The sequence below is a fragment of the Pseudomonas sp. GW821-FHT05D12 genome (genome assembly GCF_059419825.1).
This window is the reverse complement of the sequence record NZ_JBWKSN010000007.1, coordinates 267190-287632: the sequence shown is the minus strand read 5'-3', so window position 1 is coordinate 287632 and position 20443 is coordinate 267190. Positions and strand designations below refer to the sequence as shown.

Below are 20443 nucleotides of genomic sequence, written 5' to 3'. Positions count from 1 at the left end.
TGCGCTGCAAGGTTCTTTGATGGTCGACGTGGCCGGTACCTGGCTCACGGCCGAGGATCGCCAGTTGTTGCGCCAACCCGAAGTGGGCGGCCTGATCATTTTTGCGCGCAATATCGAGCATCCACGCCAGGTGCGCGAGCTGAGCGCCGCGATTCGTGCCGTGCGCCCGGATCTGCTGTTGGCGGTCGACCAGGAGGGTGGTCGGGTACAACGCCTGCGCCAGGGTTTTGTGCGCCTGCCGGCCATGCGTGCGTTGGCGGATAACCCCAACGCCGAGTACCTGGCCGAGCAATGCGGCTGGATCATGGCCACCGAGGTGCTGGCGGTAGGCCTCGACCTCAGCTTCGCCCCGGTACTGGACCTCGACTACCAGCGCAGCGCCGTGGTCGGCACCCGTGCGTTCGAAGGCGACCCCGAACGTGCTGCGGTACTTGCCGGGGCCTTTATCCGTGGCATGAACAGCGCCGGCATGGCCGCCACCGGTAAGCATTTTCCGGGTCACGGTTGGGCTGAGGCGGATTCCCACGTCGCGATTCCCAATGATGAACGCAGCCTGGAACAGATTCGTGCGAATGACCTGGTGCCTTTCGCACGCCTGAGCCAGCAACTGGCGGCGGTGATGCCCGCGCATGTCATCTACCCACAGGTTGACCCGCAGCCGGCCGGTTTCTCGCGTCGTTGGCTGCAGGACATTCTGCGCGGCGAGCTGCAGTTCGATGGGGTGATTTTCAGCGATGACTTGTCGATGGCCGGGGCGCATGTGGTCGGTGATGCAGCCAGTCGCATCGAAGCGGCGCTGACCGCCGGTTGCGACATGGGCCTGGTGTGCAATGACCGCGCGGCGGCGGAACTGGCGCTGAGTGCGGCGCAGCGCATGAAGGTGACGCCGTCGGCGCGGATTGCGCGGATGCGTGGGCAGGCGTTTGCTTCGACGGACTACAAGCAGGATCCACGTTGGTTGGCGGCGCTGACTGCGCTGCGGGATGCTCAGTTGATTGATTGAGGCCGCGTCGCGCCCATCGCCGACAAGCCGGTTCCTTCAGGCGAATGCGTTCCAATAGTAGGAGCCGGCTTGCCGGCGATGGTCATCTGGCCATCAACGTTTCTCTTGCTTGTTGGGCAACGGCGCAAACAGCGCCTCGATGTCCTCGTTGCCCAACTGCCAATCCCCGGTCGTACGCCCATCCAGCACGCCCGCCGCCAGGTCGGATTTCTCCTTCTGCAGGTGTTGGATTTTCTCCTCTACCGTGCCCCGCGCGATCATCTTGTACACGAACACCGGCTTCTCTTGGCCGATCCGATACGCACGGTCGGTGGCCTGGTTTTCCGTGGCCGGGTTCCACCATGGGTCATAGTGGATCACGGTGTCGGCTTCGGTCAGGTTCAAGCCCACGCCACCAGCCTTCAGACTGATCAGAAAAATCTGCAGCTTGCCGCTCTGGAAGTCCTTCACCGGTGTGCGCCGATCACGGGTCTGGCCGGTCAGCAGTGCGTAGGCAACACCGCGCTTTTGCAGTTCAACTTCAATCAGGCTCAGCATTGAGGTGAACTGGGAAAACAGCAGGATCCGCCGGCCCTCGGCAAACAATTCCTCGAGCATCTCCATCAGGCTGTCCAGCTTGCCCGAGCTGCTGCCACGCGCGGGCAGGGTGGCGTCGTTGACCAGGCGCAGGTCGCAGCACACCTGGCGCAAATTGAGCAGTGCTTCGAGAATGATGATCTGGCTGCGTGCCACACCTTTGCGGGTGATCTCGTCACGGACCTTTTTATCCATGGCCAGGCGCATGGTTTCGTACACGTCGCGCTGGGCCTCGTTGAGGTCGACCCAGTGGATAATCTCGGTCTTGGGTGGCAACTCGGTCGCCACCTGTTCCTTGGTGCGGCGCAGCAGGAACGGCTTGATCCGACCGTTGAGGTGCTGCAATCGCACATCACTGGCGCGTTTTTCGATCGGCACGCGGTAATCGCGGTTGAAGCTTTTGACGTCACCCAGCCAGCCCGGCAACAGGAAGTGGAACAACGACCATAGCTCGCCCAGATGGTTTTCCAGCGGGGTGCCGCTCAGGCACAGGCGCTGCCGGGCATTCAGCTCGCGTGCCGCCTGGGCGGCCTTGCTCGTCGGGTTCTTGATGTACTGGGCTTCGTCCAGGATCAAGACGTGCAGGGGCAGGGCGGCGAGTGTCTCGATGTCCTTGGGCAACAGCGCATAAGTGGTCAATAGCAGGTCGTAGTCCTGCAGGTTGGCAAAATGTTTCTTACGTCCGGCGCCGTACAACGCCAGCACTTTGAGCTGCGGGGTGAAGTGCGCGGCTTCGTCCAGCCAGTTGGGGATCAGGCTGGTGGGCATCACCACCATGCACGGCCGGTCCAGGCGTCCGGCGGCTTTTTCAGTAAGAATATGCGCCAGGGTCTGCAGGGTTTTGCCCAGGCCCATGTCATCCGCAAGAATTCCGCCGACATCCAGCTGGCGCAGTGACTGCATCCAGCTCAAGCCTTCCAGCTGATAAGGCCGCAGCGTGGCGTTCAACCCTGCAGGCGCGACGCTGGTGAAGTCCTTGATGTCGCGCAGGCGCTGGGCAAAGTTGCGGATCTTTTCACCGCCTTGCCACTGCAGCGGCAGGTCATCCAGCGGGTTGAGGCGGATCGCATCGGCCTTGGCCAGGCGCAGCGTGGTGGTGCCGGGTTCCTGCAGATAAAACTCGCCGAGGGTGGCCAGGACCGGTTTCAACCGGCCATAGGGCAATGCCACTTGCAGCGGGCCATGGCCGCCATTCGGCAAGCCGGGGATATTCACCAGGATCAGTTCATCATCGCGGCGTCGCGCGAGCTTCTCCGGGTTGAGGATTTCGGTGTGGGAGCGCATCAGGTTGAGCAGGATCGGCAGCAGGCTCAGGCGCTCGCCATTGACGATGATCCCCAGTTCGAGGTCGAACCAATCGCGTTCGGGGCCTTCGTCGACGGTGGCATACCAGTCGTCCACCGGGCTCAGGTCGAAGCCGAAATCCTCATCGATCTGCAGCTCCCAGCCCTCTGCGCGCAGGGTGGGCGAGGCGTTGAGGGTGAAGTTCAGCCAGGCGCTGTCATTGACCATCTCGAACAGTTCGCCGGCGCTTTCCGGCAAGGCCTTGCTCTGGCGCGTGGCGATCTTGAAGCCCAGCAGGCGCAGTTGCTCGCGATAGGGCTGCTCCAGCTCTGGATGGCGCTTGATGCGCAGGCTCTGGGTTTCCTGGCGCACAATGATATCGGCGTTCTTCTGCCCGCTGACATAGTTGCCCAGGTAATTGAACGACAGCGCCGCGCGATGCTGGATATAGCGCTGCATTTTGCCGTTGCGCGGTTCAAACGCGCTGAACTCGACACTCGCCAGCCACAGGCGTGGCACCGGCGGCACGTCTTCCATCACCACCTGCGGTACCACCACGCGGTTATCCAGCACGGCCTGCAGCTTCTCGAGCAGCTCGGCATCCTGGGCGGCGGCCGGGTAGGCGAGGGTTTCCTGGACCTTGAGCAGTACTGCCGCGATGTGTTTGCAATTGGTGTGCACCGGGCAGGTACAGCGGCTGTCGACGAGGATCAACGTGCCCTTGGCCGATTCGCGCAACGAGATGGTCTGCCGATACACGTTGCCGCCCGAGCCTTCGCAACTGGCAACGATGGTGCTGTCGCCGGACTCGACGATGCGCACGCGGTTCTCCAGCGCATAACGCCGCCCGCGCTCCAGGCTCTGCTCTTTGAAGCGGTTGGCCCACGAAGGGGCCAGGGGTTTGGTCAACGACGACGTCAGGGGCATGGCGCTGGATCAGTCCTGAATGTCGGGCGGCGGCGCGCTGGGGGGCTTGGCGGTCAGCGAGGTGATCTTGATCAGCAGCGCCAGGTGGCCGCCGTCGAGGTAGTTGAGTTGGTTGTTCTTGGTGCGCACGTCGTGCTGGCTCAGGTGTTCGCTGGCAATCACGCTGCCGTTGGCGTCGAATTGATTGATCCAGAAATCCGCGTCTATATCGGTGAAACGCCCCAGTTGCAGGTTCAGCACGCCCTCGATGGGAAACTGGCCGAACTGCTCCTGGCCATCGCTGATCGCGATCTTCACGGGCTGCTCGCCGAGGTTCTGCTCCCAGGCCTTGTGCGCGAGCACGGTGTAGCTTGAGTCGGCGCTGAGCTTGTCGACGATATTGCCCAGGCGTGGCGGGCTCATCCGCTCACCCAGCCGCGCGGCGCCAGCATCCCAGTTTTCCGGCGCGGGGCGGCTGTTGATCACCGGCTCGGCGTTCTGTCGCACCAGGATCATTTCCACCAGGTACGGGCTGTCGGCAAACGCCGAAGGTGCGAGTACCACCAACAACAGGCTCAGAATGCGGAACAGGCGCATGGGGGCGTCCTTCAAGCAGATTTCGGGATGAGGCGCTCAAACAGCGCCTCCAGGGTATTGAAGCGTTCTTCGGCACGTTCCATCGGCACCATGAACTTGAACAGCGTAGCCCCTTCGAACTTGTAGCGGTTGGGCTGGCCCTGGATCAGCTTGATCAGTACCAGTGGGTCGACCGGCGTCTGCGCTTCGAACTCGATACGCCCGCCCTGCGGCCCGGCGTCAACCTTCTTGATCCCCAACTGCTCAGCCTGCAATTTGAGCAGGGTCAGGCGCACCAGGTTCTTGGTCGGTTCGGGCAACAGGCCGAAGCGGTCGATCATCTCTACCTGCAGGTCCTTGAGGCCTTCTTCGTCGGTCGCCGAAGCGATGCGCTTGTACAGGATCAGCCGTGCATGCACATCCGGCAGGTAGTCCTCGGGAATCAGCGCCGGCAAGCGGAGGTTGATTTCCGGACCGCCGCCCAGGGGTTGGTCGAGGTTCGGTTGTTCGCCTTTGCGGATGGCTTTCACCGCGCGCTCGAGCATCTCCATATAGAGGGTGAAACCCACGGCCTGGATCTGCCCGCTCTGGCCGTCGCCGAGCAATTCACCGGCGCCTCGGATTTCCAGGTCGTTGGTCGCGAGCACAAAGCCGGCGCCGAGGTCCTGGGTGTTGGCGATGGCTTCCAGGCGCTTTTCGGCGTCGCCGGTAATTTGCTGGCGCGGTGGCGTCAGCAAGTAGGCATAGGCCTGGTGGTGACTACGGCCAACCCGGCCGCGCAACTGGTGCAGCTGCGCCAGGCCGAACTTGTCGGCACGCTCGATGATGATGGTGTTGGCGCTCGGCACGTCGATGCCGGTCTCGATGATGGTCGAGGCAATCAGCACGTTGAAGCGCTTGTGGTAGAAGTCGCTCATCACCTGTTCGAGTTCGCGTTCGCGCATCTGCCCGTGGCCGATGGCGATACGCGCCTCCGGCACCAGTTCGGCGAGGTCGGCGGCGCATTTCTCGATGGTCTTCACGTCGTTGTGCAGGTAGTACACCTGGCCGCCGCGGAGCAATTCGCGCAGCAGTGCTTCCTTGACCGTGCTTTTGTTCTGCTCCATCACGAAGGTGCGCACCGACAGCCGGCGCGCCGGCGGCGTAGCGATGATCGACAGGTCGCGCATGCCCGACACGGCCATGTTCAGCGTGCGCGGAATTGGCGTGGCGGTGAGGGTGAGGATGTCGACTTCACTGCGCAGGGCCTTCAGCTGTTCTTTCTGGCGCACGCCGAAGCGGTGTTCTTCGTCGATGATCACCAGGCCCAGGTTCTTGATCTTCACATCGTCGGACAGCAGCTTGTGCGTTCCGATCACGATGTCGATCTTGCCTTCGGCGAGGTCGGCGACGGCGGCATTCACTTCCTTGGCGGACTTGAACCGGCTCATCACCTCCACGGTCACCGGCCAGTCGGCAAAGCGGTCGCGGAAGCTGTTGTAGTGTTGCTGGGCGAGCAGGGTGGTCGGCACCAGGATCGCCACTTGCTTGCCGCCGTGCACCGCGATGAAGGCGGCGCGCATCGCCACTTCGGTCTTGCCGAAGCCGACGTCGCCGCACACCAGGCGGTCCATCGGCTTGGGCGCGAGCATGTCGGCGCGCACCGCTTCGATGGTGGTTTGCTGGTCCGGGGTTTCTTCGAAGGCGAAGCCGGCGCTGAAGGTGGCGTAGTCGGCCTTTGGATCGGCGAAGGCGTAGCCCTCGCGTGCGGCGCGGCGTGCATAGATGTCGAGCAACTCGGCGGCGACATCGCGCACCTGTTCGGCGGCCTTGCGCTTGGCTTTCTGCCAGGTCTCGGAGCCCAGGCGGTGCAACGGCGCCAGCGCGTCGTCGCTGCCGGTGTAGCGCGCGATCAGGTGCAGGTTGGCCACCGGCACGTAGAGCTTGGCGCCCTCGGCGTATTCCAGGGTGAGGAACTCGGCGGCCTGGTTGTCGATCTCCAGCGTCTGCAGGCCCAGGTAGCGGCCGACACCGTGGTCGATATGCACCACCGGCGCGCCTTCACGCAGCTCGGTGAGGTTCTTGATCACGGCGTCGTTGTTGGCGTCGGCGCGTTTTTCACGGCGCCGACGCTGCATCACGCGCTGGCCGAACAGTGGGCTCTCGGCGATCAGTGCCAGGGCTGGGTCATCCAGCAGCAAGCCTTCATCCAGCGGGGCGATGGTGATCGCGAGGCGGTCTTTGCCGGCGACGAAGTCTGGCCAGCTGTCGACGGTTTTCGGCCGCAGCTTCAAGCGTTCCAGCAGCTCCAGCAGCACTTCGCGGCGCCCGGCGGATTCGGCGGTGAACAGCACGCGGCCGGGGAAATCACCGAGGAAGTTGGACAGCGCCTCCAGCGGTTGCGTGGCTTTGGCCTGGATCGCCAGATCCGGCAGCGTGCCTGCAGGGAAACGCTCGCGGCCACTGCCGGCGTCCACGTCCTGTTGGCTGGCGACCACGCGCGGCCAGTTTTTCAGGCGGGCGAAGCAGTCTTCTACCGGCAGGAACAGTTCGGCAGGCGGTAATAAAGGACGGGAAGGGTCGACGCGACGCTCTTCATAGCGGTTGCGCACGTCGTTCCAGAAATTCTCGGCGGCCTGCTCGATGCCGGGCAGCGAGAACACTTGAGTGTCCTGGGGCAGGTAATCGAACAGGGTCGAGGTTTCGTCGAAGAACAACGGCAGGTAGTACTCGATACCGGCCGGGGTAATCCCGCTGCTGAGGTCCTGGAATATCGGGCAGCGGCGGAAGTCGACGTCGAAGCGTTCACGAAAGCGCGCCTTGAAGCGCGTGACCGCATCTTTTTGCAACGGGAACTCACGCGCCGGCAGCAGCTTGATCGACTCGACTTTATCGATAGAGCGCTGGTTTTCCGGATCGAAGGTGCGCAGGGTTTCGATTTCGTCATCGAACAGGTCGATGCGATACGGCAACTTGCTGCCCATCGGGAACAGGTCGATCAGTGCGCCCCGCACGGCAAACTCGCCGTGCTCGTACACCGTATCGACGCAGCGGTAGCCGCTGGCTTCCAGGCGCGTGCGCATCTGTTCGACATCGAGCTTCTGGCCGATATCCAGCACCAGGCTGCTGCCCAGCAGGAACTTGGTCGGCGCCAGGCGATGCAGGGCCGTGGTGATCGGCACCACCAGCACGCCGTGGGCCAGTTCCGGCAGGCGGTACAGGCTGGCGATGCGCTGGGAAATGATGTCCTGGTGCGGCGAGAACAGATCGTAGGGCAGGGTTTCCCAGTCGGGAAAATGCAGCACCGGCAAATCGGGGGCGAAGAAGCTCAGCTCCTGCTCGAGTCGCTCGGCACTTTGGCTGTCGGCGGTGAGCAGCAGGGTAAAGCGCTTGGCTGCGCTGGCAGCCTCGGCAATGGCCAGGCTTAGGGCGGCACCGGGCAGGTTGCCCCAGTGCTGTTTACCTGCCGCGGCAGGGAGAAGCGGTAGACGCAGAACGGGCACGGAAGGTTGAGCTCCAAGCGTTGCGACAAAGTCGGTAATTGTAACGGCCCGAGGTGCCGCCTGTCAGTTGCTGACTGAGCCTATTACGGTTTGTAGGAAATGTAGTGGCTAAGACAAACAATGGCGTGTTTTGACTCAATATGTAGTGCCATTTCGCGCGTATGTTTCGGAGGGTTACGGACAAGTCGGCGTTGTCGGCGAATAGGTGGCCTTCTGGAGCCCGCGTATTTACTGGGCTGCAGCGCGGTGTTGGTTTTTGGCAAGCACTTTTTGTTGCCGGGCGCGCATTGCTCCGAGGGCGGTCGGGCGGCATAATGTAGCCCCTTTTTTCTGCCCCTACATGTGGAAGGTTCCCGTGACTCAGAAGCCCGACCAGTGTCTTGGTGAATGGATCGACCGTGAAGCACTCGCTGAAGCGATGATTCCGCTTATCGGTCAGCTGTACCGCAATAACAATGTGGTGAGCTCGATCTATGGCCGCAGCCTGATCAACCAATCAGTCATCGCGATTCTCAAGGCGCATCGCTTTGCTCGCCATCGCTCTGCCGACGACAGCGAACTCTCCGTCCACGAAACATTCCCCCTGCTCAAGGCCATGAGCGAGCTCAAGCTCGGCGCGGCTTCGGTAGATCTGGGCAAGCTGGCCTATAAATTCCGCAAGGAAGGTGCCGGCCGCAGCGCCGAGCAGTTCGTGCGTGAAGAAATGGCCGAAGTGGTTGGCCAGCAAAACGCCGCAGCCCGCAAAGGCACCGACGTCGTGCTGTACGGCTTCGGTCGTATCGGCCGCCTGCTGGCGCGCATCCTGATCGAAAAAACCGGTGGCGGCGACGGCCTGCGCCTGCGTGCCATCGTCGTGCGCAAAGGCGCCGAGAACGACCTGACCAAGCGCGCAAGCCTGTTGCGTCGTGATTCGGTACACGGTCCGTTCAACGGCACCATCGTCATCGACGAAGAAAACAACACCATTACCGCCAACGGTAACCTGATCCAGGTGATCTACGCGAAGAACCCGTCCGAGGTGGATTACACCCAGTACGGCATCAAGGACGCCCTGCTGGTGGACAACACCGGTGTCTGGCGTGATGCCGAGGGCCTGGGCCAGCACCTGGCCTGCCCGGGTATCGATCGCGTTGTCCTGACCGCTCCGGGCAAGGGCAAGCTGAAGAACATCGTTCACGGCATCAACCACGCTGAAATCACCGCTGACGACAAGATCGTGTCCGCCGCTTCCTGCACCACCAACGCCATCGTGCCGGTGCTGAAGGCTGTGAACGACAAGTTCGGCATCGTCAACGGTCACGTCGAAACCGTTCACTCGTACACCAACGACCAGAACCTGATCGACAACTTCCACAAGGGCGATCGCCGTGGCCGTAGCGCGGCGCTGAACATGGTGATCACCGAGACCGGTGCTGCCACTGCTGCTGCCAAGGCCCTGCCTGAGCTGGCCGGCAAGCTGACCGGTAACGCGATCCGTGTGCCGACGCCGAACGTATCGATGGCGATTCTCAACCTGAACCTTGAGAAGGCCGCCACCCGTGAAGAGATGAACGAGTACCTGCGCTACATGGCGCTGCACTCCGACCTGCATAAGCAGATCGACTTCGTCAATTCGCAGGAAGTGGTGTCCACCGACTTCGTCGGCTCGCGCCACGCCGGTGTGGTGGACGCGGAAGCGACCATTACCCAGGACAACCGCGTTGTGCTGTACGTGTGGTACGACAACGAGTTCGGCTACAGCTGCCAGGTGGTTCGCGTGATGGAAGACATGGCTGGGGTCAACCCGCCTGCATTCCCGCGCTAAGCCTATGCGATGAGTGAAAAAGCCCCGACTGGTTCGGGGCTTTTTTGTGCCTGTGAGGGCCTCTTCGCGAGCAAGCCCGCTCGCACATTCGACCGGGTGTCCTCAGGCGCGCGCGGTCAAATGTGGGAGCGGGCTTGCTCGCGAAGGCGGTCGTTCAGCCAGCGCAAATCCTCAATTGAGCAACTGGGTACGCAAGCGTTCGGACAGCCCATTGGGCGCCAGCCAGAGGCTCAGGTAGGTCCTGGCAAGCTCGTCGTCACCACTGCTGAACACCACCTGCCCATTGATCTCCAGCTTCAAGCCACGCCCCGGACGAAAATCCAGGGCATACCGATCGCCGCTGCGGATATCGCGAAAACTGGCGTGCAGTTTGTCTATCTCGGGCTTCAGTCGGGCGCTGGCCTGCTGGCGCTGCAGCGTGGCAGTGGCGGCTTTGATCACGTCGTTGCGGTCGATGTCGCGAAAGTAATACAGCGTCAGGCGCAACGCTTTTTGTTGCGACCAGGCCTGCTTGGCGCTCAGGTCGGACGGGGCATACAGCGCCGCCGCGTAGACATCCGCCCACAGGTAGGTAAGCACCGCCTGGTTTTTCAGCGCCAGTTCATGGGATTGCAGCGGAAAATCGGCTTGCCGGAGCCGATCCGCCTCACTCGCCTGCGCCGCCAGCGAAAAAATCATCATTAAACAGAAAACGACATGCCGCATAATGGCTCGTCCTGTAAAGCTGCGTGCCAGCAGTGTAATGCCTGTTTCGTGTTTCTGTAGTAAAGGCAAGACTGGCCTACGACGCGACCAAGGGTTAATGTGCGCGGCGTTGAGCCTTATATAGACTGTGCCCCGGTTCACACACTTGAGCCAAATTGTCCTTCATGACCGCTGGCCGCGGCATGATTTAGCCAGGCGTTCAACCGTGCGCCTGGCCTGTTCTGAGGAGTACGCATGGCTGTCTACAACTACGACGTGGTGGTACTGGGTTCCGGCCCGGCTGGAGAAGGTGCGGCGATGAACGCCGCGAAGGCAGGGCGCAAGGTGGCGATGGTCGATAGCCGTCGCCAGGTCGGCGGTAACTGCACCCACCTGGGTACCATCCCGTCCAAGGCCTTGCGTCACTCGGTGCGCCAGATCATGCAGTTCAACACCAACCCGATGTTCCGGGCGATTGGTGAGCCGCGCTGGTTCTCGTTCCCGGACGTGCTGAAAAGCGCCGAGAAGGTGATCTCCAAGCAAGTGGCTTCGCGCACCGGTTACTACGCCCGCAACCGTGTCGACCTGTTCTTCGGTACCGGCAGCTTCGCCGATGAGCAAACCATCGAGGTGGTATGCCCCAACGGCGTGGTCGAGAAGCTGGTGGCCAAGCACATCATCATCGCCACCGGTTCGCGTCCGTATCGCCCGGCGGATATCGATTTCCACCACCCGCGTATCTACGATAGCGACACCATCCTCAGCCTGGGCCACACCCCGCGCAAATTGATCATCTACGGCGCCGGCGTGATCGGCTGTGAATACGCCTCGATCTTCAGCGGCCTGGGTGTACTGGTGGAGCTGGTCGACAACCGCGACCAACTGCTGAGCTTCCTCGACTCGGAAATTTCCCAGGCGTTGAGCTACCACTTCAGCAACAACAACATCACTGTGCGTCACAACGAAGAGTACGAGCGGGTCGAAGGCCTGGACAACGGGGTGATCCTGCACCTCAAGTCCGGCAAGAAGATCAAGGCCGACGCCTTGCTGTGGTGCAACGGCCGTACCGGCAACACCGACAAGCTGGGCATGGAAAACATCGGGGTCAAGGTCAACAGCCGTGGCCAGATCGAGGTGGACGAGAACTACCGTACCTGCGTGGCGAACATCTATGGCGCCGGTGACGTGATCGGCTGGCCAAGCCTGGCCAGTGCCGCGCACGACCAGGGCCGTTCGGCCGCTGGCAGCATCGTCGACAATGGCAGCTGGCGTTATGTGAACGACGTGCCGACCGGGATCTACACGATTCCCGAGATCAGCTCGATCGGCAAGAACGAACATGAGCTGACCAAGGCCAAGGTGCCTTATGAAGTGGGCAAGGCGTTCTTCAAGAGCATGGCGCGTGCGCAGATCGCCGGTGAGCCGCAAGGCATGCTGAAGATCCTGTTCCACCGCGAGACCCTTGAGGTGCTCGGCGTGCACTGCTTCGGCTATCAGGCGTCGGAGATCGTCCACATCGGCCAGGCCATCATGAACCAGCCGGGTGAACTCAATACCCTCAAGTATTTCGTCAACACCACGTTCAACTACCCGACCATGGCCGAAGCCTATCGGGTAGCGGCCTACGACGGCCTCAACCGGCTTTTTTGAGCGGCTCCGGCCGGTGGCCTGAGCCGGCCGGGGAGACCGATTTCAGTAATTCTCGAGGGTGGCAGTGGCCAAACCGGGAAAGTCTGTAATCAGGCTATCTACGCCGAAGTCGGCGAGCCTGCGCATCAGCGCGGGTTCGTTGACTGTCCACACGGACACGTGCAAGCCCTGGCGCTGGGCTTTTTCCAGACGCTCAGGGGTGCACAACGTCCAGTTCAATGCCAGAAACTCACAACCATAGTTCTGCGCGACCTTCAGCGGGTCGAGCCAGGCGTATTCGGCGACCAGGCCGCGTGACAGGTCCGGGGTCAGTTCAACCGCTGCCTTCAGCACTTCCCGCGAGCTTGAGGTCACGGTGACCTTGTCCATCAGGCCAAAGCGCACCGCCATTTCGCGGATGGCCAGTACGGTGGTTGCGGCGCGGGTGCGCGAGGCACTTTTGACTTCCAGTTGCCAGTGATCGAAGTCGCACTGCTCGAACAGCTCTTCCAGGCGTGGGATCGGGCACGGCTTGACCCAGCCGGGGCCGCCTTTGCGCGCGTCCATCTTCACCAGGTCCGCCGCCGAATACTCGACGACCTTGCCGCGCCGGTCAGTGGTGCGCTTGAGCGTCGGGTCGTGGATGACCATCAGCTCGCCGTCCATGGACAGGTGCAAATCCAGTTCGCAGCGGCGTACACCGTGCTTGAGGCACTCCTGGAAGCTGGTCAGGGTGTTTTCCGGTGCTTCGCCTTTGGCACCGCGGTGGCCGTAAATCAGGGTCACAGTTGCTCCTATGCGCCAGGTCTGCTGGCGGGGTGATACGAATTCAGGTGTCTTGGGCGTCGCTCTGTTCCCGCGCCAGGCGCCGTTCCTGGGCTTGTTTCTGCAGGATATAGCGCGCGAGCAGCTGGCGTTGGGCATCGGTCATGGATTCGAATTCCGTGCCCACATCAAAACCTGCGCCCTTGGGATCGCAGTGGGTGACCCGCGCGCGTAGCAACAGGCCGAGCGCCTGGGGCATCAGCACCAGCTTGACCGCCAGGTGCGCGCCGGTCGGCAGGGGCGTGGGGTGCTGGAAGTCGATGCCGCCTTCGGAAATGATCACCGGCTGCGGCGCACCGACTTCATCCAGCAGGCCGCGCGCCATGATCTGGCTGAGCAGGTCCAGGCGTTTGTTCTGCACGCGCAGAAAGGCGGCGAGGGTACGGTCTTTCTCGCTGAGCTGGCGTAACAGGTGCTGGGCTTCGAACTCGCTCAGGTGCAGTTCACTGAGCAGATTGAACAGCGGGGAATCATCCAGCAACACTTCTTTGCTCGCCGCTTCGGGGGCAGACAGGCTTTTGATTTGAAGTGCGATCATGTCGTCGATACGGTAGTATTCGCGGCGCTCTTCTTCATCTAATGTCGACATGGCGAATCCCAGGTAACGGTAATGGTCTGAGTGTAAAGCTGCTTACCAGACCCCGCCACCGGGACGTCTTCTTTTCCTCCGAACAAGCCCCGACATGTTCAGACCTCTCTTCGTATTTATCGGCACGCGTTATACCCGTGCAAAGCGTCGCAATCATTTTGTGTCGTTCATTTCCCTGACCTCGATGATCGGGCTCGCCTTGGGCGTGGTCGTGATGATTGTGGTGTTGTCGGTGATGAACGGCTTCGATCATGAGATGCGCACCCGCGTGCTGGGCATGGTGCCCCACGCGACCATCGAGGGCGATGCGCCCATCAACGACTGGCAAAGCCTGGCCGCCAAGGTCAAGCAGAACCCCAAGGTGGTGGCCGTCGCGCCGTTTACCCAGATGCAGGGGCTGCTGACCAATGACGGCAAGGTGCAGAAAATCCTGCTCAATGCCATCGACCCGGTCCAGGAGCGCAACGTCTCGATCATCGACAAGTTCATGCTGCAGGGCAAACTCGACGACCTCGCGCCCGGCAGCTTCGGCATCGTCATCGGTGACAAGGCCGCGGCGAAGCTCGGCGTGGGCCTCGGGGACAAACTGACCTTCGTCGCCCCGGAAGTCACCGTGACCCCGGCCGGGATGTTCCCGCGCATGAAGCGCTTCACCGTGGTCGGCACCTTCCACGTCGGCGCCGGCGAGATCGACGGCTACCTCGGCCTGACCAACCTCACCGACCTGGCGCGCCTGCACCGCTGGCAGCCGGACCAGGTGCAGGGCCTGCGCCTGAAGTTCAACGACCTGTTCGACGCCCCGCGCGGCGCCTGGGAAATTGCCCAGCACCTGGGCGAATCCCAGTACTACGCCCGCGACTGGACTCGCACCCACGGCAACCTGTACCAGGCCATCCGCATGGAAAAAGCCATGATCGGCCTGCTGTTGCTGCTGATCGTCGCCGTCGCCGCCTTCAACATCATCTCCACGCTGGTGATGGTGGTGAATGACAAGAAAGGCGATATCGCTATCCTGCGCACCCTGGGCGCCACGCCGGGGCAGATCATGGCGATTTTCATGGTGCAGGGCACCGTGATCGGCGTGGTCGGCACCTTGATCGGTACGGCTGTGGGAATCCTGGCCGCACTGAATGTGAGTGCGGCGATCGCCGGCCTCGAAACCCTGATCGGCCACAAGTTTCTCAACGCCGACGTCTACTTCATCGATTACCTGCCGTCCCAGGTGCAAACCCAGGACGTGCTGATGGTGGGTGGCGCCGCGTTGGTCCTGAGTTTCCTTGCCACCCTGTATCCAGCCTGGCGCGCGGCACGTACCCAGCCAGCACAGGCCTTACGTTATGAGTGAATCGGGCATGAGTGAAAAAGCAATCCTGAGCTGCCGCAACCTGGGCAAATCCTATGAGGAAGGCCCGGAATCGGTGGTGGTGCTGTCCAACCTGCAACTTGAACTGCATCCGGGCGAGCGCGTGGCGATCGTCGGCAGTTCCGGCTCCGGCAAAAGTACCTTGCTCAACCTGCTGGGCGGCCTCGATACGCCGTCCCAGGGCAGCGTCTGGCTGGCCGGTGAAGAGCTGTCGGCCCTGGGTGAAAAAGCCCGTGGCCAGTTGCGCAACCGTTCGCTGGGCTTTGTGTACCAGTTTCACCACCTGTTGCCGGAATTCACTGCGCTGGAAAACGTGTGCATGCCGCTGTTGATCGGCAAGACTGCGATCCCGCAGGCGCGCGAGCGTGCCAAGGCGTTGCTGGAGCGCGTCGGCCTTGGCCATCGCCTGGAGCACAAACCGGCCGAATTGTCCGGCGGCGAGCGCCAGCGTGTGGCGATTGCCCGTGCCCTGGTGAACAACCCGGGCCTGGTGATGCTCGATGAGCCTACCGGCAACCTCGACTCCCACACCGCCCAGGGCATCAAGGACTTGATGCTGGAGCTGAGCACCCAGATGCGCACCGCGTTCCTGGTGGTGACCCATGACATGAGCATGGCCCGCCAGATGGACCGTGTGCTGCACCTGCAGGAAGGTCACTTGGTCGCCATCTGATCCGTTTCAAGCCCGGTGCCTATAGCGCCGGGTTTTTTCATTTTTTCAACGGTGCCCGCGAATGTTCAGACCGTTATCGATTTTCATCGGCACGCGCTATACCCGCGCCAAGCGCCGCAACCGTTTTGTTTCGTTTATCTCGATGACCTCGATGATCGGCCTCGCCCTGGGCGTGCTGGCAATGATTGTGGTGCTGTCGGTGATGAACGGCTTCCAGCGCGAAATGAGCTCGCGCATCCTCGGCATGGTGCCCCACGCGACCATCGTCGGCGTGAACCCGATCGATGATTGGCAGCCGGTAGCGGCGGCGGCGATGAAAAATCCAGAAGTCACCGCCGCTGTTCCGTTCACGCAGATGGACGGCATGTTCTCCTACAAGGGCGCGATGCAGCCGATCGAGATCAGCGGCGTCGATCCGGCGCAGGAAGGCAAGGTGTCGATCGTGGCCCAGCACATCGTGCAGGGCAAACTCGACGACCTGAAGCCCGGCGAGTTCGGCGTGGTCGTCGGTGAAATCACCGCGCGGCGTTTTCGCCTGAGTGTGGGCGACAAGCTGACCCTGATCGTGCCGGAAATCAGCAGCGCTCCGGGCGGTATCACCCCACGCATGCAGCGCTTGAATGTGGTCGGCATCTTCAAGGTCGGCGCCGAGCTGGATGGCTCCATGGCCCTGATCCATATGGCTGACGCTGCCGAGATACAGCATTGGCAGCCGAACCAGGTGCAGAGCGTGCGCCTGGCGGTGAAGGACCTGTACGCAGCGCCCAAGGTCTCGACGGACATCGCCGGCAGCCTCGGTGCAGCCTACAAGGCGGATGACTGGACCCACACCCAGGGCAGCCTGTTCAGCGCGATGAAGATGGAAAAGACCATGATCGGCCTGCTGTTGCTGATGATCGTCGCCGTGGCCGCGTTCAACATCATCGCGACCTTGATCATGGTGGTGAATGACAAGGGCGCAGACATCGCGATCCTGCGCACCATCGGCGCCACGCCTCGGCAGATCATGGCGATCTTCATGGTGCAGGGCACGGTGATCGGCATCGTCGGCACCTTGATCGGCGGCGTGCTGGGAGTGATTGCGGCGCTGAATGTCAGTGAGCTGGTGGGCTGGCTGGAGCGCGTGACTGGGCAGCATATCTTCAGTTCGGATGTGTATTTTGTCAGCAACCTGCCGTCGGAGCTGCAGGGTGGGGATGTGTTGCTGATTTGCTCGGCGGGGTTTGTGTTGAGCTTCTTGGCGACCATTTACCCGGCGTATCGCGCGGCGAAGATTGAGCCGGCGCATGCCCTCAGATATTCGTAGCCGTTAACACCGCAATCGCAGGTAAGTCAGCTCTCATATTTGAATGTATTCACAAGCTGGCTTGCCTGCGATAGGGTCCGCCAGCTTGCCTCAATCCTCCTTCGGCAACTCAATCACAAACCGCGTCCATCCTGCCTGCGACTCACAATAAATCCTTCCGCCATGCGCTCGCACGATCGACTGGGTAATCGCCAGGCCCAGCCCTGCATGCTCGCTGCTGCCTTCACGGCGCGCCGGGTCGACTCGATAGAAGCGATCAAACAGGCGCGGTAACAGCGCCGGTGCAATACCTTCACCGCTGTTCTCCACGGTCAGCGTCACCCCGCGAGCACCTTCTGTCATCCGTACCCGCACTTCGCCACCCGCCGGGGTAAACCGCAGCGCGTTATCCAGCAGGTTCGACAAGGCCCGGCGCAGCATGCTGCGATCGCCGCGTGTATGGGCAGCGCCTGCGCACACCAGGCTGACCTGCGCGTCTTCGGCCAGCAGCGTGAAGAACTCCAGCAACGCGTCGACTTCCTCCGCCAGCGCCAGCGGTTCGCGCGTGGGTACCAGCAAGCCGTGGTCGGCCTTGGCCAGGTAGAGCATGTCGTTGACCAGTTGCGCCATCCATTGCAACTCTTCCAGGTTGCTGTGCAGCGCCTCGCGGTAGTCCTCCAGCGGGCGCGGCTGGGTGAGGATGACCTGGGTGTGGGTCAACAGGTTCGACAGCGGCGTGCGCAGTTCGTGGGCGATATCGGCGGAGAACGCCGAAAGGCGCTGGAACGCGTCATCCAGGCGACCGAGCATCGCGTTGAAGACCTGGGCCAGCTCCGCCAGCTCTGGCGGCATGTGCTGCTCGGGCAGGCGCTGGGTCAGGGAATGCGCGGAGACGCTGGCCGCCACATCGCCCATGCGTCGCAAGGGCCGCAACCCACTGCGCGCGGCCCAGGCGCCGAGCAATGCGGTGGCCAGGGCCGAGAGGCCGACAGTCAACCAGATCAGGTGCTGCATGCGCTGCAGGAAGTGTTGGTGGTGAGTGATGTCGAGTATCAGGCTCAGTTGCGGCGAGTCCGGCTGGCTCGGCGCCAGTGGCACGTTGTACACGCGGTAGTCGGTGCCGGCGTTCTGCAGGCGGTACAAGCCCGGTGCCTCGGGCAAGCTCATGCCCGCCGCGCCGTCAAACCAGCGCTGGCCAGCGGCGCTGATGCGCAGCGTCAGGTCGGGTTGGCGAGTGAGTTCGGTGCGCAGTTGCGCTTCGCGCTGGGCAAACAGCTGCGGCGTGTCGACGCCCTGCAAGGTACTGCGCAAGGCGACTAGTTTGCCGTCGAGCAGTTGCTGGTCCAACTCGATAAAGTGCATTTCGCTGGCATGATTGAACAGCACGCCGGCCAGCAGCGACACCACCGCAGTACAGCCGGCAAACAGCAAGGCCAGGCGGCTGGCCAGGGACAGGCGCGAGATCAATTGCACCGTGCCTCCAGCACATAACCCATGCCGCGCACGGTGTGGATCAGCTTGGTGGGGTAGTTGTCGTCGACTTTCAGGCGCAACCGGCGGATCGCCACTTCGATGATGTTGGTGTCGCTGTCGAAATTCATGTCCCAGACCTGGGAGGCAATCAGCGACTTGGGCAGCACTTCGCCCTGGCGGCGCAGCAACAGTTCCAGCAGCGAGAACTCCTTGGCGGTGAGGTCGATGCGCTGGCCGTCCCGTTCGACACGGCGGCGAATCAAATCCAGGCGCAGGTCGGCCAACTGCAAGGCGGTTTCCTGCGGGGCACTGCTGCCACGGCGCAACAGGCTGCGCACGCGTGCCAGCAGTTCGGAAAAGGCGAAGGGTTTGACCAGGTAGTCGTCAGCGCCGAGTTCCAGGCCGTGCACGCGGTCTTCCACGGCATCCCGGGCGGTCAGGAACAGCACCGGAATATCCAGGCCGGCGCCGCGCACCGCTTGCAGGATTTGCCAGCCGTCGCGGCCGGGCAGCATCACGTCGAGGATCAGCAGGTCGTAGTCGCCGGTCAACGCCAGGTGCTGGCCGCTGGCGCCGTCGGCCACCCATTCGGTGGTAAAGCCAGCCTCGGCCAGGCCCTGGCGCAGGTATTGGCCGGTTTTGGCTTGGTCTTCGACAATCAACAGTTTCATGGGCAGCTCTTGGCAAACAGGGCACGACCGGCTTTATACCGTGGGGGCCGGGGTAAGGGCGCAACCTGACAAAGTTGTAATCTAGCAGTCAGCTGGCTGGCAGCGGCGTCATCTTAGAGTGCTGATCCTGCGGTTTACATAGTTTCGGAGAAGAGAGATGGCGTTGCGTACTCCCCTGATGTTGGCGGGCTGCCTGTTGGCGCTGAGTTTCGGTGCGGCGGCTGACACGGCTCACACTTACGCGTTCGGCCAGCCGGCGCCGGCGAACCAGGCCACGCGCACTGTGCAAGTCACGCTGCAGGACATTTCCTTTTCACCCAAGTCCTTGGACGTCAAGGCTGGTGAGACGGTGCGCTTTGTACTCGTCAACAAAGGCCAGTTGCTCCATGAATTCAACCTGGGTGACGCGGCGATGCATGCCGAGCACCAGAAGGAAATGTTGCAGATGCAAGCCAGCGGCATGCTTACCGCCACCGGTATGGGCAAGATGGACCACAGTGCGATGGGCCATGGCGACATGGGCGGCATGAAGCACGACGACCCCAACAGTGTGCTGGTGGAGCCGGGCAAAACCGCCGAGCTGACCTGGACCTTTACCAAGGCCACCGGGCTCGAGTTCGCGTGCAACCTGCCGGGGCATTACCAGGCGGGGATGGTCGGCAAGCTGACCGTCGAGTAAGGCGGTTCTTAGAGGCGGGATCAAAGGCTGGTAGACTGGCGGGGTTTATTTAGCCAGGTTTCCGCCATGCATCCCGCAGCCGAACATTCGCCGCTGGGCAAGTCCAGTGAATACATCTCCACCTACACCCCCTCGTTGCTGTTCCCGATTCCGCGCGCCGCCAAATGGGCCGAGCTGGGCCTGAGCGCCGAGACCCTGCCTTATAAAGGCGTGGATTTCTGGAATTGCTTCGAATTGTCCTGGTTGTTGCCATCGGGCAAGCCGGTGGTGGCCATCGGTGAATTCAGCATTCCGGCCGATTCGCCGAACATCATCGAATCCAAGTCATTCAAGCTGTACCTCAATTCGCTCAACCAGAGCGCGTTTGCCGACGTACACAGCCTGGAAGCCACCCTGCGCACCGACCTAAGCGCGGCTGCCGGCAAGCCTGTGAGCGTGCGCGTGCGCAGCCTGGCCGAGGTTGAAGCCGAAGGCGTGCAGGCTTTGCCGGGTGTGTGCATCGACGATCTGGATATCAGCGTCAGCAACTACGAACACCCGCGCCCCGAACTCTTGCGCTGCGATGCTTCGCGTGTGGTCGAGGAGAGCGTGCACAGCCACTTGCTCAAATCCAACTGCCCGGTGACCAGCCAGCCAGACTGGGGCAGCGTGGTGGTGGACTATCGCGGGGCGGCACTTGATCACGCCAGTTTGCTCGAATACCTGGTGAGCTTTCGCCAGCATTCGGACTTCCATGAGCAGTGCGTGGAGCGCATCTTCCTGGACCTGCAGCGCTTGCTCAAGCCAGAGAAACTGACGGTGTATGCGCGGTATGTGCGGCGTGGCGGGCTGGACATCAACCCGTACCGCAGCACCGAGGATGTGGCGTTCCAGAACGTGCGCCTGGCTCGCCAGTAGCTATCACGCAAATCAAATGTGGGAGCTGGCTTGCCTGCGACTGC

Annotated in this window: 16 protein-coding genes; 8 read left to right on the top strand and 8 right to left on the bottom strand. The window is 62.2% G+C overall.

The genetic code is table 11. The features are described 5' to 3' along the window. Positions 1-4 precede the first annotated feature (4 nt). On the top strand, positions 5-1003 hold the full coding sequence (gene nagZ / locus AC07SI_RS15940) for a beta-N-acetylhexosaminidase (protein WP_177410376.1): 999 nt from the start codon (positions 5-7) through the stop codon (positions 1001-1003). 93 nt (positions 1004-1096) lie between these two features. Here the strand turns inward: nagZ and AC07SI_RS15935 are convergent, their stop codons facing one another. From AC07SI_RS15935 to mfd, 3 genes are read right to left on the bottom strand one after another with little or no spacing between them, the layout of a single operon-like run. Beyond that, the gene (locus AC07SI_RS15935) at positions 1097-3790 is read right to left on the bottom strand and encodes a DEAD/DEAH box helicase (RefSeq protein WP_495006047.1); all 2694 of its coding nucleotides are present in this window, start codon (positions 3788-3790) and stop codon (positions 1097-1099) included. Positions 3791-3799: 9 nt separating this feature from the next. Beyond that, positions 3800-4366 (bottom strand): CsiV family protein, encoded by a 567-nt coding sequence (locus AC07SI_RS15930; RefSeq protein WP_065901998.1) that lies wholly within the window; start codon positions 4364-4366, stop codon positions 3800-3802. Positions 4367-4377: 11 nt separating this feature from the next. Beyond that, on the bottom strand, positions 4378-7827 hold the full coding sequence (gene mfd / locus AC07SI_RS15925; RefSeq protein WP_106804813.1) for a transcription-repair coupling factor: 3450 nt from the start codon (positions 7825-7827) through the stop codon (positions 4378-4380). A 340-nt stretch (positions 7828-8167) separates the two neighbouring features. On the opposite strand from mfd, the gene AC07SI_RS15920 reads away from it, so the two are divergent. After that, a complete protein-coding gene (locus AC07SI_RS15920; RefSeq protein WP_106804812.1) occupies positions 8168-9631 on the top strand; it encodes a glyceraldehyde-3-phosphate dehydrogenase in 1464 nt (487 codons plus the stop codon). A 171-nt stretch (positions 9632-9802) separates the two neighbouring features. On the opposite strand, the gene AC07SI_RS15915 is transcribed toward AC07SI_RS15920, so the two are convergent. Further along, positions 9803-10336: a chalcone isomerase family protein gene (locus tag AC07SI_RS15915; protein ID WP_495006046.1), complete on the bottom strand. Its 534-nt coding sequence runs from the start codon at positions 10334-10336 to the stop codon at positions 9803-9805. A gap of 234 nt (positions 10337-10570) precedes the next feature. On the opposite strand from AC07SI_RS15915, the gene sthA reads away from it, so the two are divergent. Then, positions 10571-11965, top strand: coding sequence for a Si-specific NAD(P)(+) transhydrogenase (gene sthA / locus AC07SI_RS15910; RefSeq protein WP_016975273.1), 1395 nt, complete (start codon positions 10571-10573; stop codon positions 11963-11965). A gap of 42 nt (positions 11966-12007) precedes the next feature. On the opposite strand, the gene AC07SI_RS15905 is transcribed toward sthA, so the two are convergent. Next, positions 12008-12730 (bottom strand): glycerophosphodiester phosphodiesterase, encoded by a 723-nt coding sequence (locus tag AC07SI_RS15905; protein WP_065901990.1) that lies wholly within the window; start codon positions 12728-12730, stop codon positions 12008-12010. 43 nt (positions 12731-12773) lie between these two features. Further along, complete coding sequence (locus AC07SI_RS15900; RefSeq protein ID WP_065901988.1) at positions 12774-13358, bottom strand: PilZ domain-containing protein; 585 nt, start codon at positions 13356-13358, stop codon at positions 12774-12776. Between the two features lie 94 nt (positions 13359-13452). Here AC07SI_RS15900 and AC07SI_RS15895 point away from each other — a divergent pair, with 94 nt between their 5' ends. The 3 genes from AC07SI_RS15895 (at position 13453) to AC07SI_RS15885 (ending at position 16700) form a co-directional block, all read left to right on the top strand. Continuing rightward, positions 13453-14703 (top strand): lipoprotein-releasing ABC transporter permease subunit, encoded by a 1251-nt coding sequence (locus AC07SI_RS15895; RefSeq protein WP_120447903.1) that lies wholly within the window; start codon positions 13453-13455, stop codon positions 14701-14703. A gap of 7 nt (positions 14704-14710) precedes the next feature. Further along, on the top strand, positions 14711-15394 hold the full coding sequence (gene lolD, locus AC07SI_RS15890) for a lipoprotein-releasing ABC transporter ATP-binding protein LolD (protein WP_162946070.1): 684 nt from the start codon (positions 14711-14713) through the stop codon (positions 15392-15394). A gap of 61 nt (positions 15395-15455) precedes the next feature. Then, complete coding sequence (locus tag AC07SI_RS15885; RefSeq protein ID WP_065901983.1) at positions 15456-16700, top strand: lipoprotein-releasing ABC transporter permease subunit; 1245 nt, start codon at positions 15456-15458, stop codon at positions 16698-16700. Positions 16701-16790: 90 nt separating this feature from the next. Here the strand turns inward: AC07SI_RS15885 and AC07SI_RS15880 are convergent, their stop codons facing one another. Then, a complete protein-coding gene (locus AC07SI_RS15880; RefSeq protein WP_495006077.1) occupies positions 16791-18146 on the bottom strand; it encodes a heavy metal sensor histidine kinase in 1356 nt (451 codons plus the stop codon). Continuing rightward, positions 18143-18823 carry a heavy metal response regulator transcription factor gene (locus AC07SI_RS15875; RefSeq protein ID WP_065901979.1) on the bottom strand — a complete coding sequence of 227 codons (681 nt, stop codon included), beginning with the start codon at positions 18821-18823 and terminating at the stop codon, positions 18143-18145. Before AC07SI_RS15875 ends, AC07SI_RS15880 begins: the two co-directional genes overlap by 4 nt. 157 nt (positions 18824-18980) lie before the next feature. On the opposite strand from AC07SI_RS15875, the gene copI reads away from it, so the two are divergent. Continuing rightward, positions 18981-19502 (top strand): copper-resistant cuproprotein CopI, encoded by a 522-nt coding sequence (copI, locus tag AC07SI_RS15870; RefSeq protein ID WP_106804810.1) that lies wholly within the window; start codon positions 18981-18983, stop codon positions 19500-19502. A 66-nt stretch (positions 19503-19568) separates the two neighbouring features. Then, positions 19569-20399, top strand: a complete 831-nt coding sequence (queF, locus tag AC07SI_RS15865) for an NADPH-dependent 7-cyano-7-deazaguanine reductase QueF (RefSeq protein WP_065901974.1) — start codon at positions 19569-19571, stop codon at positions 20397-20399. The last annotated feature ends 44 nt before the right edge of the window (positions 20400-20443 follow it).

Bases quoted from the DNA above. Each gene is read 5' to 3' on its own strand.
- AC07SI_RS15920 (WP_106804812.1), top strand. From the start codon at position 8,168: ATGTGGAAGGTTCCCGTGACTCAGAAGCCCGACCAGTGTCTTGGTGAA.
- AC07SI_RS15900 (WP_065901988.1), bottom strand. From the start codon at position 13,358: ATGTCGACATTAGATGAAGAAGAGCGCCGCGAATACTACCGTATCGAC.
- copI (WP_106804810.1), top strand. From the start codon at position 18,981: ATGGCGTTGCGTACTCCCCTGATGTTGGCGGGCTGCCTGTTGGCGCTG.
- AC07SI_RS15895 (WP_120447903.1), top strand. From the start codon at position 13,453: ATGTTCAGACCTCTCTTCGTATTTATCGGCACGCGTTATACCCGTGCA.
- AC07SI_RS15930 (WP_065901998.1), bottom strand. From the start codon at position 4,366: ATGCGCCTGTTCCGCATTCTGAGCCTGTTGTTGGTGGTACTCGCACCT.
- queF (WP_065901974.1), top strand. From the start codon at position 19,569: ATGCATCCCGCAGCCGAACATTCGCCGCTGGGCAAGTCCAGTGAATAC.
- AC07SI_RS15885 (WP_065901983.1), top strand. From the start codon at position 15,456: ATGTTCAGACCGTTATCGATTTTCATCGGCACGCGCTATACCCGCGCC.
- sthA (WP_016975273.1), top strand. From the start codon at position 10,571: ATGGCTGTCTACAACTACGACGTGGTGGTACTGGGTTCCGGCCCGGCT.
- lolD (WP_162946070.1), top strand. From the start codon at position 14,711: ATGAGTGAAAAAGCAATCCTGAGCTGCCGCAACCTGGGCAAATCCTAT.
- AC07SI_RS15875 (WP_065901979.1), bottom strand. From the start codon at position 18,823: ATGAAACTGTTGATTGTCGAAGACCAAGCCAAAACCGGCCAATACCTG.
- AC07SI_RS15915 (WP_495006046.1), bottom strand. From the start codon at position 10,336: ATGCGGCATGTCGTTTTCTGTTTAATGATGATTTTTTCGCTGGCGGCG.
- AC07SI_RS15935 (WP_495006047.1), bottom strand. From the start codon at position 3,790: ATGCCCCTGACGTCGTCGTTGACCAAACCCCTGGCCCCTTCGTGGGCC.